This is a genomic window from Ruegeria sp. HKCCA5763 (assembly GCF_013034545.1).
Classification (GTDB): Bacteria; Pseudomonadota; Alphaproteobacteria; order Rhodobacterales; family Rhodobacteraceae; genus Ruegeria.
On the sequence record NZ_WQGF01000001.1, the window covers coordinates 221,511 to 236,294 of the forward strand.

Sequence of the window (14,784 nt, forward strand, 5' to 3'; positions counted from 1 at the left end):
ATTGAAAAGGGCCGCACGGTTTCCCGCACGGCCCTTTGAACTTTAGCTGGTTCGACGGCTTATTCCAGTTCGACGAGCAGGTCTTTTGCGTCGATCTGGCCGCCTGGTTGCACGTGAACGGCTTTGACGTTTGCGTCGCGTTCGGCGTGGATGCCGGTTTCCATTTTCATCGCCTCGATGGTCAACAGCATGTCGCCTTCCTTGACCTCTTGTCCCGCAGTTACGGCAACCGTTGCCACGACCCCCGGCATTGGCGCGCCGACGTGATCGGGGTTGCCGGTTTCAGCCTTGGGCCGCGCCTGGGTGCTTGATGTGACCATCCGGTTCGGTACCCGGATGACACGGGGTTGGCCGTTCAGTTCAAAGAACACGCGGACTTCGCCGTTTTCATCGGTCTCGCCTATCGCCTGACAGCGGATCTCCAGCGTCTTGCCGGGGTCGATCTCAGCCGTGATCTCTTCGCCCGGCTCCATGCCGTAGAAGAAGGTGCGTGTAGGCAGAGTTCGGACAGGGCCATAGATCCGATGACGTCCCATGTAGTCCAGGAACACCTTGGGATACATCAGATAGCCGTTCAGGTCCTCGTCATCGACGTCTTTGCCTTCCAGCTGCTTGGACAGTTCGGCGCGGGTGGCTTCCAGATCAACCGCAGGCACGTCCTTGCCGGGGCGTTCTGTGTTGGGGGCTTCGTCCTTCAGCACCTTCTTGATGATGGTGTCGGGGAACCCACCCGGAGGCTGACCCAGATTGCCGCGCATCATGTCCACGACCGAGTCGGGGAAGGCGACGTCAGTTGCCGGGTCCTCGACCTGTTCGCGGGTCATGTTTTGGCTGACCATCATCAGCGCCATGTCGCCAACAACCTTGGATGAGGGTGTCACCTTTACGATGTCACCGAACATCTGGTTTACGTCGGCATACATCTGGGCGACCTCGTGCCAGCGCTCTTCCAGACCCAGGCTACGCGCCTGCGCCTTGAGGTTGGTGAACTGACCCCCGGGCATCTCGTGCAGATAGACCTCGGACGCCGGGGCCTGCAGGCTGGATTCGAAGGCCGCATACTGACCGCGAACCGCTTCGAAGTAGTCGCTGATCTCGCGGATTGCCTTGATGTCCAACCCGGTGTCGCGGTCGGTGTGGCGCAGGGCCTCGACCACGGTGCCCAGCGTTGCCTGTGACGTGTTGCCCGAGAAGCTGTCCATCGCGCAGTCCACGGCGTCCACACCCGCATCGGACGCGGCCAGAATGGTCGCGCTGGCGATACCGGCGGTGTCATGGGTGTGGAAATGGATCGGCAGGCCGACCTCTTCTTTCAGCGCGCGGATCAGGATCTTGGCCGAGGCCGGTTTCAACAGACCCGCCATGTCTTTCAGGCCAAGGATATGCGCACCTGCGTCGCGCAGCTCTTTCGCCATGCCGACATAATACTTCAGGTCGTACTTGGCCCGATCCGGGTCAAGGATGTCGCCCGTGTAGCAAACCGTGCCTTCGCAGATCTTGCCGTTCTCGACGACAGCGTCCATCGCCACACGCATGTTCTCAACCCAGTTCAGCGAGTCGAACACGCGGAAGACATCAATGTTCTTGGACGCCTGGCGTACGAATTCCTGCACCACGTTGTCGGGGTAGTTGGTGTAGCCGACCCCGTTTGCTCCACGCAGCAGCATCTGGGTCATCAGGTTCGGCATCGCTTCGCGCAGGTCGCGCAAACGCTGCCACGGGCATTCCTGCAGGAACCGATAGGCGACGTCGAACGTTGCGCCGCCCCAACATTCTACACTGAACAACTGCGGCAGGTTGGCCGCATAAGTCGGAGCAACCTTGATCATGTCGATCGACCGCATCCGGGTCGCCAGCAGTGACTGATGCCCGTCGCGCATGGTGGTGTCGGTGATCAGCAGTTGACGCTGCGCCTTCATCCAATAGGCCACGGCCTGCGGGCCCTTTTGCTCCAGCAGGTTGCGGGTGCCCATTTGTGGTTCGGCCTTTTGCGCGGGGGGTTTGGCCTCTTTCAAGTCGGCGCGCGGTTCGGGGCGATCCTTGGTCTCGGGGTGCCCGTTCACCGTAATGTCCGCGATATAGGTCAGAACCTTGGTGCCCCGGTCGCGGCGGCGCTTGAACGCGAACAGATCGGGTGTCGTGTCGATGAACTTGGTGGTGTATTCGTTCGACAGGAAGGTCGGGTGTTTCAGCAGGTTGATGACAAAGTCGATATTTGTGCTGACACCGCGAATGCGGAATTCACGCAGGGCGCGGTCCATGCGGGCAATCGCGGCCTCAGGCGTCGGGGCCTTGGCCGTCACCTTGGTCAGCAGCGAGTCGTAATACCGCGTGATCACCCCGCCCGCATAGGCGGTGCCGCCATCCAGACGAATGCCCATGCCGGTGGCTGAGCGATAGGCGGTGATGCGGCCATAGTCGGGGATGAAGTTGTTCTGTGGGTCTTCGGTCGTAATCCGGGTCTGCAGCGCATGGCCGTTCAGATGCACATCCGCCTGGCTGGCAGCGCCGGTGGCTTCGGCCAGGGTCTTGCCTTCAGCGATCAGAATCTGTGCTTGAACGATGTCGATACCGGTGACTTCCTCGGTGACAGTGTGTTCCACCTGCACGCGCGGGTTCACTTCGATGAAGTAGAACTTGCCGGTTTCCATATCCATCAGGAACTCGACAGTGCCCGCGCACTCATAGTTCACATGGGCGCAGATCTTGCGCCCCAGTTCACAGATCTCAGCGCGCTGCTCTTCGGACAGGTATGGGGCAGGGGCGCGTTCGACCACCTTCTGGTTGCGGCGCTGGACCGAGCAGTCACGCTCATAAAGGTGATAAATCTCACCATGCTTGTCGCCCAGTATCTGAACCTCGACGTGGCGGGCGCGGGTGATCATCTTTTCCAGATAGCCCTCACCATTGCCAAAGGCGGCTTCGGCCTCGCGACGGCCTTCCAGCACCTTTTCTTCCAATTCGTCCTCGGACTCGATCGGGCGCATACCCCGACCACCACCGCCCCAGCTGGCCTTGAGCATCAGCGGATAACCGATCTCGGCGGCGTCGGCCCGGATCGCGTCCATGTCATCACCCAACACTTCGGTTGCGGGGATGACCGGAACGCCAGCCTCAATCGCCACACGCCGCGCACTGGCTTTGTCTCCCAGGGCGCGCATGGTTTCGGCTTTGGGGCCAATAAAGGTGATCCCGTTCTGCACACAGGCATCCACGAAATCCGGGTTCTCGGACAGCAGGCCATAGCCCGGATGGATCGCGTCCGCGCCACACTCCTTGGCCACGCGGATAATCTCGTCAATGCTCAGATATGCAGCAACCGGGCCCATGCCTTCGCCAATGCGATAGGCCTCATCGGCCTTGAAACGATGCAGGCCAAGCTTGTCCTCTTCGGCAAAGACAGCAACAGTGCGTTTGCCCATCTCGTTCGCTGCGCGCATGACGCGAATGGCAATCTCGCCGCGGTTGGCGATCAGGATCTTGGTGAAGTCTGTCATATTAAGTCCCGGTCTTTATGTGTTTGGGCGTGTTATTGGGCGAACAATACGCGCAGGTATATCCGTTCTTCTGGGTAGAACCGGCATGTTACCGCTCGCAAACGCCCTTTGGCCGCTGTAGCCTTATACGCATGCCGCGCTGCAGCATCAAATTATTAACATCATCTCTCAATTTGAGACAGTGCCGCCAGACCCATCTGACCCATATTTGCGTGCAGATCCTGTCTCAGAACATCGATGACATGCGCGGGGCCGCAAGGGCCAAGTGCCGCCAACCCGTACAAAAAAGCGCGCCCAAGCATGACAAAATCGGCGCCTAGGGAAAGCGCGCGCAGTACATCCAGGCCACTTTCGATACCGCTGTCAAATATTAGCGGTAAATTGGTGGCGTCGCGAATAGCTGGAAGAGCTTCAATGCTGGCCGGGGCTGCGTCAAATTGGCGACCTCCGTGATTCGAGACCCACAGGGCGTCCACACCCACCCGTTCCAGTCTGTCAGAATCTTCGGGACGCAAGATGCCTTTGACCACAAAGCCTCCGTCCCAATGATCGCGCAGCCACGATACATAGTCCAACCCCGGTGATGTCCTCAACAGGTACCCAATATGGGCCGTCGGCGGCAGATCGCCCGGATCTTCGATATACTTGTCCAGAGTGCGCATATGCGGCACGCCATTGCGCAGCATACCCATGGCCCAAGCGGGCTTTGTCGCAATCTGTGCCAGCAAACGCGGCGTCAGCTTTGGTGGCTGCCTCAGGCCCGAGCGGGTTTGTCGTTCCCTGCGTGAGGCTACTGGGACATCCACAGTCAGCACAAGGGTTCGAAACCCGGCCTGATGCGCCCGACCCAACATATCCTTGCGAATGTCTGGGTCGCGCGGCGGGTAAAGCTGAAACCAGGCGTTTGGTCCCAGGTGTGGTGCCAGGTCCTCAGGGCTTTGGCTGGCCACGGTGGACAGCGCATATGGAATCCCTTCCTCCGCGGCTGCCTGAGCCAACAGGCGCTCCGCGTCGGGCCAGACCAACCCGGACATCCCGATCGGCGCTATTCCAAATGGCAAAGGGTAATCACGGCCCAGTAAGGTCCTCGATGTATCAAATTCCAGTTCGCCGTGCAGGATCGAGGGCGAAAGGCGGACGTCATCCAGCGCCTTTCGATTTCGTGTCAGAGTCGTTTCCGCCCCCGTACCGCTTTCGACATATTCCCATACGAAATGCGGCAGGCGGCGGCGCGCGTGACGTTTCAAATCCGGTATACCGGGAAAGGTGCTGTGCAGGTCCATGCGGATTGATCCGACCCGAAGCGTGATTCGGCAAGGGTATTAGGCCGCGTCCGGGTGGGTCTGTTTGCCTTTGGCGAGGGGTCGCTTGACCTGATTCTGGGTTTCGCTGGCTACCTCAACCTGGTTGCGCCCTTTGTCCTTGGCCGCATAAAGCGCATCGTCGGCCGCGCGCATCAGATCCTGTGGCATGGTTCCGTGCTTCGGGTAATGCGCCACCCCGACCGAGATGGTGATGCGGGGCAAGGCCTTTTCGCCATAGCGGACGGTGACGGCTTCGACTGCCTGTCTCAGCTGCTCTGCGCGGGTCACAGCGTCTTCGGGGGTGTTGTCGGGTAGGATCAACATAAATTCTTCACCGCCGATGCGGCAGGCCACCTCGTCGCGGTCGCAGCCCTGTTCCAGCGCGGCCCCAACCGCACGCAAGACCATGTCACCTGCGTCGTGCCCATGCGTGTCGTTGAACTTTTTGAAATGATCCACGTCCACGGCGATCAGACTCAGCGCCGCTCCGGTCTTTTGGCTGCGGCTGATCGACTTGCGTAGCGTTTCCGTCAAGTGACGACGATTGAATAGGCCAGTCAGAGGGTCGCGTACCGATTGGTCATGCAATTGATCGCGCATTCTGACGTTGGCAATGGCCATGCTGATCTGCTCGGCGCACAGCTGCGCGAGTTTACGACTTTTGTGAAAACATGCGTCACGCCCGGCAAGCGCCCTAAGATGCAGCAGGCCGACGGTTTCGCCATGCGCGAGGATGGGAAAACAGAAATAGGGTCGCCCATCATGCGGTTCGGCGTGTTCACAGACAAAGTCGATCTCGGATGCGCCGAATTCATAGGTGCGTCCACGCCGCAATCCCCAGCAGCCTTCGGGGTGAATATGCGACTTGTGCGTGCCGCCATTCCAGCTGGCGCAACCGTCCAGAACATCGCGAGAGTTGGAATAGACATAAACGCTGCCCTCTGCCTCGGGCAGGATGTGGGTCATGAAGCGTGACACCATATCGAACAGCTCATCCAGCGATCGACTGGATTGCAGCCATTCATTCAACTCACCCAGCAAGCGTACTTCGCGGGCCAAGCGCAGCTGTTCGTCCATCAATTCCCGCTCTTTCACGGCTCGTTTGCGAAGGTCGCGCACTTGACGCAGGTTGGTGCGGTGGACAATCAGGATCACAGTTGTCAGGGCCAGCAACGCCACTCCGCTGAGGATAGCCAGAGACAAGCGCACCCGAGTGATGAACAGATTCCTTAGGTCCGTGATGTCCGAATAGAATTCGATTGCCCCCAGAAACGTCGCATCTTTGATAATCGGTGTATAGACCTCGGCGACATGACGGCTGTTCAGCCCCTTATTCCCGCGGGGATCGGGGTCAAAGGAGTCAATTTCCGTGATAGGTTTCTCTTCGTGTTTGTAATAAAGGCCGCCGGCGGCAACGACAGACTTAAAGTAAGGTTTTGTGTTCACCGAGCCAACGTCACTGCTGCGGGTCGACCAAAATACGTTGCCTGATGCATCGAACAGTTTGAACCGGTAGATGTCCGAGGTTTCTGGCAACAGATTCAGAAAATCCTGGTCATGCGGGCTGAGCGAATGATCGCGGAATGTCGCCTCCAGACTGCTTAAATTGCTTTCGACCTGACGGCTCAGCCGCACGGCGCTTTTGCGCAGGTCTGCTTCCAGCATGCGATCCACCACCGGTGCCGGGACCGCGTAGATGCCCCAACCGGCTGCTACCGTCAGAACGACCAGCATCAGGCCCGCACCCACCATTTTCAAACGCGATGATCCTGTCGTCGGATTCGTCTGTTCCATCTTTCCCGCTCCCACAGCAATGGGATCAGCATCCGGCCCTGAGTTTGACAGTGGGTTAACTTTTGAGCGGCGATAGTCGTTTCTTTGTTTCGAATTAATGCAAAAAGAAGTGTTAAAAGCCTGTGAACAAGCCGTGAACAAACTCTTTCCCTCCGGGCTGATCCAGCGTAGTTTGGATCCATGAGCAGTTTTGACGAAATGGACGCCTTCGAGGGCGCATCGCTGTCGGCGCGGGCAATGGCCGTGCGCCCTTCGCCCTATCTGGATGAGCTGAACCCGGCGCAACGGGAGGCGGTCGAACATCTGGATGGCCCGGTTCTGATGTTGGCTGGGGCAGGGACGGGCAAAACCAAGGCTCTGACGGCCCGGATCGCGCACTTGCTTAACACGGCACGGGCCCGTCCGAATGAGATTCTTTCGGTGACGTTTACCAACAAAGCCGCGCGTGAGATGAAAGAGCGTGTCGGTCGCTTGCTGGGCCAGCCTGCCGAAGGGATGCCGTGGTTGGGCACGTTCCACTCGATCTGTGTCAAGCTGCTGCGCCGTCACGCGGAATTGGTCGATCTGAAATCGAACTTCACGATCCTGGACAGCGATGATCAAAAGCGACTGCTGAAACAGCTTACTCAGGCGGCGAACATAGATGACAAGCGTTGGCCTGCGCGCTTGCTGGCCAGTATCATCGACGATTGGAAAAACCGCGCGCTGACACCGGACAAGGTGCCTTCTGCCGATGCCGGGGCCTACAACAACAAGGGCATCGAGCTTTACGCTCAATACCAGACGCGCCTGCGAGAGTTGAATGCGGTAGATTTCGGTGACCTGCTGCTGCACATGGTCACGATCTTCCAAACCCATCCGGACGTGTTGGAGCAATACCAGCGCTGGTTCCGCTACATTCTGGTGGACGAGTATCAGGACACCAACATTGCTCAATATTTGTGGCTGCGACTGCTGGCCGGTGGGCACAAAAATATATGTTGTGTGGGGGACGACGATCAGTCGATTTACGGCTGGCGCGGGGCCGAAGTGGGCAACATCTTGCGGTTCGAAAAGGATTTCCCGGGCGCTTATGTGGTGCGGCTGGAGCAGAACTACCGCTCGACCCCGCATATTCTAGCAGCTGCATCGAACGTCATTCGAGGCAACGAAAACCGGCTGGGCAAAGAGCTCTGGACCGACGCCGAAGACGGCCACAAGGTCAACCTGATCGGCCATTGGGATGCTGAAGAGGAAGCGCGCTGGATTTGCGAAGAGATCGACGCAATGCAAACTGGCACGCGCGGTATGAGGCCTTTCGAGCTTGAAGAAATCGCGATAATGGTCCGAGCCACCCATCAAATGAAAGTGCTTGAGGATAGGTTTCTGAAAATCGGCATGCCCTACAGAGTTATTGGTGGCGTGCCTTTCTACCGCAGATTGGAAATAAGAGATGCTATTGCTTACTTCCGAGTCGTGGTTAGTCCTGACAATGATTTGGCATTTGAGCGAATCGTAAACACACCGAAACGTAGTTTAGGGGAGAAGGCTCAGCAAACTATCCAACGCATCGCTCGGGAAGAAAGTAAATCTCTGGTCGAAAGCGCACGTATCGCGGTTGACAGAAGTTTGATCAAGGGGAAAGGCGCTGCATCTTTGCGGGAACTAGTTGAAGGACTTGCGCGCTGGAATGCTTTGACGCGTGGTCCGACGATTGAAATTGACGATGACTCCGTGATTGATGACGCAACCGGACCGGTCCGATATGGCACCCCTGAGTTGTCACACGTCGAGTTGGCTCAGATCATTCTTGACGAAAGTGGTTACACAGAAAGCTTCCTAAAACCTCTTTCCGATGAAGAACTGACGATGGACCCGAGGCCGCCACGTAAGCCCCGCGATCACGAGGCTGCCGGGCGATTGGAAAATCTTAAGGAGTTGGTCAACCACTTGGGTGAGTTTGAAAACCTGCAAGGGTTTCTGGAGCATGTCAGTCTAGTAATGGATAACGAGCAGGACGGTGACGAGCCCAAGGTCTCCATAATGACCCTTCATGCATCCAAGGGTTCGGAATATCCTGCCGTTTTTCTTTCTGGGTGGGAAGAGGGACTTTTCCCATCACAGCGTTCAATGGACGAAGCTGGGTTGAAGGGGCTCGAGGAAGAACGACGCCTAGCTTATGTCGGTATCACTCGAGCGGAGGAAGTCTGCACAATTTCGTTTGCTTCAAATAGGTTGATATTCTCGGGTGACTTCAAAGGTTGGCAATCGATGATGCCTTCGCGTTTCATCGACGAATTGCCGGAAGAGCATGTAGAGGTTCTGACTCCTCCCGGCCTCTATGGCGGCGGGCACCAGACAGCGGGAATCGAATCCCGCGCAGCCGAAGCCAATGTCTATAACTCACCGGGCTGGAAACGGATGCAAGCGCGGCAGGGGCAATATGGCATGTCACAACCCCGCGAAAGTCGGAACACGGTGATCGACGCCACCGCCCTGGCCAGCTTCACGCTGGGTGAGCGCGTTTTCCACCAGAAATTCGGCTATGGCGCGGTCATCGGTATCGAGGGCGATAAGGTCGAGGTCGATTTCGATAAGGCGGGCACCAAGAAAGTGGTGTCACGATTCCTGACCAACAAAGATGACGTTCCGTTCTAAGGCATCATAATCCTTCAACAAGAACCAGATTGGTCGATGCCGTGGCCTGTCGGATCGTTGCCAGTGCGATGTAGTCGGGGTCATCTTTCCAGGCTTTCGCTGCGGCAAGGTCCGGAAACTCCATCAGCACAATTCCACCTTCCGGCCAATCGCCTTCGATACGTTCGACCGGTTTGGAAGAAACGGTGAGCAAACGGCCGCCGTGACGATCAAAGATCGGCATGAACCCCGCCAGATAATCCTGATACCCATCCGGGTCGTGGATGTCGATCTGCGCGATGAAATAGGCGGCCATGGCGTCCTCCGGATCAGAAATCAGAGGGCCATCTTACACCAGTGTCAGAAAAACAAAAAACGGCGGTTCCCAGGGAGGAGGAGGGAACCGCCGTCTTGTCAACATCAGAGCAGGGAGGAGGAGAGCCCTGATGTATACGAACCCGGGTTTGAGCCCGGTATGGGGAAGACGCGGCGACGTCAGGGAGGAGGACGACCTCGCCGCGCGCTTTCAACATCAAGGCAGGGAGGAGGAGAGCCTCGATGTATCACGTTCCGGCATCTTGAGGCCGGTATAGGGTGCGGCAACGTCAGGGAGGAGGAAAGACGTTGCCGCTGATTACAGACCCTAATGGGAGGAGGAAGGGCCTGATCTCGGTATCTCTGGTGCGCTTAACGCGCGGTGTTGTCTTCTGCCGCCTGCATTGCGACCCGGCGGATAATCGAACGGTGCAGGCCCAGGTCGGCCAGTTCGCGGTTCGACAGGCTGGACAGTTCATTCACAGTCTGACGGTACATGCGATAGCGTGCAAAGCGGGTCTTGGCGGTTTCGACCAGTGTGCTCAATCCGAACGCCGGTGCGCTCTTGGGGGCTGTATGTGTGCTTGCGATTGCCATTTTCATCATCCGTCTGTCTTGCGTTACCGATGTCATTCGGCGTTTGCTTGAGCCTGAAGATAGGCAAATGCTGCAATTGCACAATGGGTCACTTCATCAATGCTGCTATGCAGCAAATGCATAGATTGGTTTGGTTTTTCCCGACACAGAGATATACACCTTTAAAATATAGGTTTTACCATGGGGTGCCTTTGAAGGCCTGAAAAAGGCGCTGCTGTGGCCTGCCTTTGAATTGAGCGCATTCGGCGCGAATTTGTGCGACTTATATCGTGGACAGCCAGTGCCTGACGTTTCGGTGGATCCCTGGAATGACATTTAGCGAGGTGGCGTCGTCTTGATGATTCCGGGTTTCTGGGGTGGAGCGGGACCCAAGCCCCGCTTCCTTGCTTGAGCTGGGTCAGCTTACGGGAATTTATGGGCGGTTCTGGTTTGAGCGGGGAATCGCGGCCTAAATCTCTAGTTTTTTTGAGTTACGATTCGATGTGACGACTGTCCGCAGCGAGCCAAAAAATCCAGCCTAAGCGAAAACTTCAGAAAAAACGGGAAAACGTGGGAAATTTTTTCCATCGAGCATTTGTCTATATATTGATGTTCAAATTTAAAATTTTCTATTTGTAGTGCCTTGGTGGCGAATCTTCCACATTTGGTCATGTCGAAGCCGTGTTTCATGCAACACGGTTGGAAAAATTCCTGTTGATTTCCATGAATTCCCATGGCATCCCTTGTACATCCGATGAGGACGAGGCAGCAGGGGCACCAAACGACCCCGAACCAAAAATACTAATCAGGTTTCATACAGGCATCTCGCTTTCATCAACCAAGAGATCCGGCGCGCGGGCGAGCAGACATCCCCCCAGGTGGCGCGTGCAGCTGGACATCCCGCAAAGCGGGTCAATGCGGCGGGTTGATCAGTGGCAGCAGATCAACTCGCCGTTTTTCATCGGGGGGAACGTGAATTTTGAGGTGGGGCGCAAGCGAAAGGGACAGTCGTCTTGGCGCGCAGGTTTAGAGGTGAAAGCCACCATAAGGTGGACACGAAGGGCAGGGTCTCGATCCCGGCCTCGTTTCGCCGTGTGCTTGAAGCGTCCGATCCCAACTGGCAGCCCGGTGACAATCCAGAGCTTGTGATCGTCTACGGCGACCACCGCCGCAAATACCTTGAATGTTATACGATGCAGGCGATTGACGAGGTTGACGCCAAAATCGACGCTCTGCCACGTGGGTCGATGGAGCGTAAGATGCTGCAACGCATGTTCCACGGTCAGTCCTTCCCGACAAACGTGGATGAAACCGGACGTCTGGTCTTGCCTGCCAAGCTGCGCAACAAGATTGACCTTGAGAATGAGGCCTTCTTTATCGCCGCGGGTGACACCTTCCAGATCTGGAAGCCCGAAACCTACAATGTTGAAGAACTGGCCAAGGCTGAAGAGTGGATGGACGATCTGCCCGACGATTTCGACCCGATGGTCTACCTCGATGGCATCGGGGACGCGTGACGGCATGTCCGGCGCTGTCCCTCCCTCCGATAAACCCCATATCCCTGTTCTGCTGCGCCCACTGCTGGCCGCAGTGTCTCCGGTATCGGGTGTTTGGCTGGATGGCACCTTTGGGGCAGGCGGATATACGCGCGGGTTGCTGGATGCAGGGGCAGACAAGGTGATTGGCGTCGACCGTGATCCGCTGGCCTTTGAAATGGCCGCTGATTGGGCAGGAGAGTATGGCGACCGGTTGGTGATGCAGCCCGGTGTGTTCTCGCGGATGGACGAATACGCGCAGGATCTGGATGGTGTGGTGCTGGATCTTGGTGTGTCTTCGATGCAGCTGGATCAGGCCGAGCGTGGGTTTTCTTTCATGAAAGACGGCCCCTTGGACATGCGCATGAGTCAGGAAGGCGAAAGCGCCGCCGATCTGGTGAATGAGGCGACCGAGGCGCAATTGGCGGATATTCTGTTCCATTTCGGTGAGGAACGCGCGAGCCGTCGGATCGCCAAGGCCATCGTGAAGGCGCGAAGCGAAGAACCAATCACTACGACCCTGCGTTTGGCCGAGATCATCGAGTCCTGCCTGCCGCGCCCCAAGCCCGGGCAATCGCACCCGGCGACACGCAGCTTTCAAGGGCTGCGGATCGCGGTCAATGCCGAATATGAAGAGCTGTTTCAGGGATTGATGGCCGCGGAAAGGGCATTAAAGCCTGGCGGGCAACTGGCCGTTGTGACCTTCCATTCCATAGAGGATCGGATGGTCAAGCGGTTCTTTCAATCCCGCGCGGGTAAGACAGGGCGTGCGAACCGTTACGCGCCTGAAATCGAGCAGGATCAGCCGCAATTCACGCTGAAGACCCGTAAGGCCGTAGGCCCGGATGAGCTGGAATTGCAGGAAAACCCGCGTGCGCGCTCGGCCAAACTGCGCGTGGCAATCCGAACTGAGGCACCGGCAGGGGAAATTGAGGCCCGCGCCATAGGGATGCCGCAACTGGGGGGAAGGGCAAAATGAAGAGTATTTTGTATGTGTTGACCGCTCTGTCCGTTTTTGGATTGGCGCTGTGGGCCTATCAGGAAAACTACCGCACCCAACAGGTGGTTAAAGAAACGCAGAAACTCCAGCGCGAGATTGGCATGGCGCAGGTACGGCTGGCCGTTTTGAACGCGGAATGGGCCTATCTGAACCGCCCTGACCGACTGCGCGAATTGGCAGATTTGAACTTTGAGCGTCTGGGACTGTTGCCGCTGCGGGCGGAGCAGTTTGGGCGTGCCGATCAGATTGCCTATGCCGAAGACCCCGATCTGCCCATCGTTGATCCGATTGAGTTGCAGGCCATCACTGACATTAAGGCGTTGGGCGAGGTGCAGATTCCATGACACGCACGCCTCTGCGCCCCCTGGCCCGAATTCTTGATGCTCGCGCCCGAGGTGAAAATCCAAAGGCGATTGAACGGGAAAACATCCGCAAACGCCACGAGGATATGAAAGACCGCGCCCGCGCCCGCGCCGAAGGGCGCCTGTTGGTGCTGGGCTTCTTCTTCTTCTGCGCTTTCTCGGTTGTTGGTGCCCGCATGGGTATGCTGGCCACGTCCGAGGCGCAGGAGCCAGTAGCAAGTGCGCCGGGTGCGACCATTGCCATGCAGCGCGCCAATATCGTTGACCGCGAAGGGCGCATCCTGGCAACAAATCTGGACACCTATTCGGTATACGCGCAGCCGCCCCTGATGATCGATCCGATCGCCGCCGCAGATCAGTTGGTGGCAATCTTCCCGGATCTGGACAAAGAGCGTCTGGTCAAGGACTTCACCGGCAAGCGTAAGTTCCTGTGGATCAAAAAACGCATCTCACCCGAACAGAAGCAAGCCGTGCACGACATCGGCGATCCGGGGATTCTTTTTGGCCCACGTGAAATGCGCCTTTATCCCAACGGCAAGCTTGCCGCGCATATTCTGGGCGGGTCCGGCTTTGGTCGTGAGGGCGTCAGTGCCGCCGAAGTAATTGGTGTTGCAGGTGTCGAGAAACAGTTCGACGACTATCTGCGTGACCCGGCCAACGGCAACAAGCCGCTGCAATTGTCGCTGGACCTGACCATCCAGGCGGCTGTGGAACAGGTGCTCTATGGCGGTATGAAGATCATGAACGCCAAGGGGGCCTCGGCCGTTCTGATGAACGCACACACGGGTGAGGTTGTCTCAGCCGCGTCGCTGCCCTCGTTTGATCCAAATGACCGCCCGCGCCCGCCGACCTCGGGGTTTGATCCATCAGACAGCCCACTGTTCAACCGCTATGTACAAGGTGTCTATGAACTGGGCTCGGTCTTCAAGATTTTCACTGCAGCGCAGGCCGTGCAACTGGGGCTTGTGAATTCCAATACCATCATCGACACGTCGGGCCCTATGAAGATCGGTCGTTTTCCGATCGGAGAGTTCAACGGCAAGAATTACGGCAAGATCAGCGTTGCGGACGTGATCGTACACAGCTCGAACCGGGGTACGGGCCGTTTGGCGTTGCAGATCGGTGCGCAGCGACAGCAGGATTTCCTGAACACGTTGGGCATGTTCGATCCAACACCGTTTGAAATTGTCGAGGCCAAAGGTGGCGTACCGCTCAAGCCCAAAAAATGGGGTGAACTGAGCACTGTAACCATTTCCTACGGTCATGGTCTGTCGACCAGCCCGATGCATCTGGCGGCCGGTTATGCGGCCATTGCCAATGGCGGGCATTATGTCAGCCCGACCATTCTGCGGAAAAACGGCCCGCAATACGGCCCTCGGGTCATGTCGGAAAACACCGCAAGCCAGGCCCAGAAAATGTTGCGTAAAGTGGTGACAGACGGCACCGCCAGCTTTGCTGAGGTCAAAGGCTATGACGTGGCTGGCAAAACCGGCACAGCGGACAAGCCAAAGCCGCGTGGCGGGTATTACGATGACAAAGTCATAGCGACCTTCGCGACGATCTTTCCGGCCTATGATCCGAAATACGTTCTGATCGTCACATTGGACGAACCTTCGATCCTGGCATATGGCGAAAAGCGCCGCACTGCGGGCTGGACCGCCGTGCCTGTTGCCGCCGAACTTATTGGTCGCGTCGCACCCTTGCTGGGCCTGCGTCCTCGGCTTGAGCCTGAGGCGGGCGCTGCTATAACGCTGACCTCAAACTAGGCTGTCCGGCAAGAGGTGG

General features: G+C 57.5%; 10 protein-coding genes. 5 read left to right on the top strand and 5 right to left on the bottom strand.

Annotated features, from left to right (window positions below):
• Positions 1–59: 59 nt before the first annotated feature.
• The 3 genes from GOV89_RS01160 to GOV89_RS01170 all read right to left on the bottom strand — a co-directional run bounded on the left by GOV89_RS01160 (position 60) and on the right by GOV89_RS01170 (position 6,595).
• Positions 60–3,497, bottom strand: coding sequence for a pyruvate carboxylase (locus tag GOV89_RS01160; protein WP_171237236.1), 3,438 nt, complete (start codon positions 3,495–3,497; stop codon positions 60–62).
• A gap of 161 nt (positions 3,498–3,658) precedes the next feature.
• Positions 3,659–4,780, bottom strand: coding sequence for an alpha-hydroxy acid oxidase (locus GOV89_RS01165; RefSeq protein ID WP_171237237.1), 1,122 nt, complete (start codon positions 4,778–4,780; stop codon positions 3,659–3,661).
• A gap of 39 nt (positions 4,781–4,819) precedes the next feature.
• Positions 4,820–6,595 carry a diguanylate cyclase gene (locus tag GOV89_RS01170; protein ID WP_171237238.1) on the bottom strand — a complete coding sequence of 592 codons (1,776 nt, stop codon included), beginning with the start codon at positions 6,593–6,595 and terminating at the stop codon, positions 4,820–4,822.
• Between the two features lie 180 nt (positions 6,596–6,775).
• Between GOV89_RS01170 and GOV89_RS01175 the strand changes: the two genes are divergently transcribed.
• Complete coding sequence (locus tag GOV89_RS01175) at positions 6,776–9,232, top strand: ATP-dependent helicase (protein WP_171237239.1); 2,457 nt, start codon at positions 6,776–6,778, stop codon at positions 9,230–9,232.
• 4 nt (positions 9,233–9,236) lie between these two features.
• Here GOV89_RS01175 and GOV89_RS01180 read toward each other — a convergent pair whose 3' ends face one another.
• Together GOV89_RS01180 and GOV89_RS01185 are read right to left on the bottom strand one after the other, a co-directional pair.
• Positions 9,237–9,527 carry a DUF1330 domain-containing protein gene (locus GOV89_RS01180; protein ID WP_171175344.1) on the bottom strand — a complete coding sequence of 97 codons (291 nt, stop codon included), beginning with the start codon at positions 9,525–9,527 and terminating at the stop codon, positions 9,237–9,239.
• Positions 9,528–9,898: 371 nt separating this feature from the next.
• Positions 9,899–10,123, bottom strand: coding sequence for a DUF1127 domain-containing protein (locus GOV89_RS01185; protein ID WP_171175342.1), 225 nt, complete (start codon positions 10,121–10,123; stop codon positions 9,899–9,901).
• Positions 10,124–11,115: 992 nt separating this feature from the next.
• On the opposite strand from GOV89_RS01185, the gene mraZ reads away from it, so the two are divergent.
• The 4 genes from mraZ to GOV89_RS01205 are packed head-to-tail and all read left to right on the top strand — an operon-like array spanning position 11,116 to position 14,765.
• On the top strand, positions 11,116–11,619 hold the full coding sequence (gene mraZ, locus GOV89_RS01190; RefSeq protein WP_171175340.1) for a division/cell wall cluster transcriptional repressor MraZ: 504 nt from the start codon (positions 11,116–11,118) through the stop codon (positions 11,617–11,619).
• Between the two features lie 4 nt (positions 11,620–11,623).
• Positions 11,624–12,616 (top strand): 16S rRNA (cytosine(1402)-N(4))-methyltransferase RsmH, encoded by a 993-nt coding sequence (rsmH, locus tag GOV89_RS01195; RefSeq protein WP_171176228.1) that lies wholly within the window; start codon positions 11,624–11,626, stop codon positions 12,614–12,616.
• A complete protein-coding gene (locus tag GOV89_RS01200) occupies positions 12,613–12,981 on the top strand; it encodes a cell division protein FtsL (RefSeq protein ID WP_171175337.1) in 369 nt (122 codons plus the stop codon). Before rsmH ends, GOV89_RS01200 begins: the two co-directional genes overlap by 4 nt.
• Positions 12,978–14,765 (top strand): penicillin-binding protein 2, encoded by a 1,788-nt coding sequence (locus tag GOV89_RS01205; protein WP_171175334.1) that lies wholly within the window; start codon positions 12,978–12,980, stop codon positions 14,763–14,765. Before GOV89_RS01200 ends, GOV89_RS01205 begins: the two co-directional genes overlap by 4 nt.
• The last annotated feature ends 19 nt before the right edge of the window (positions 14,766–14,784 follow it).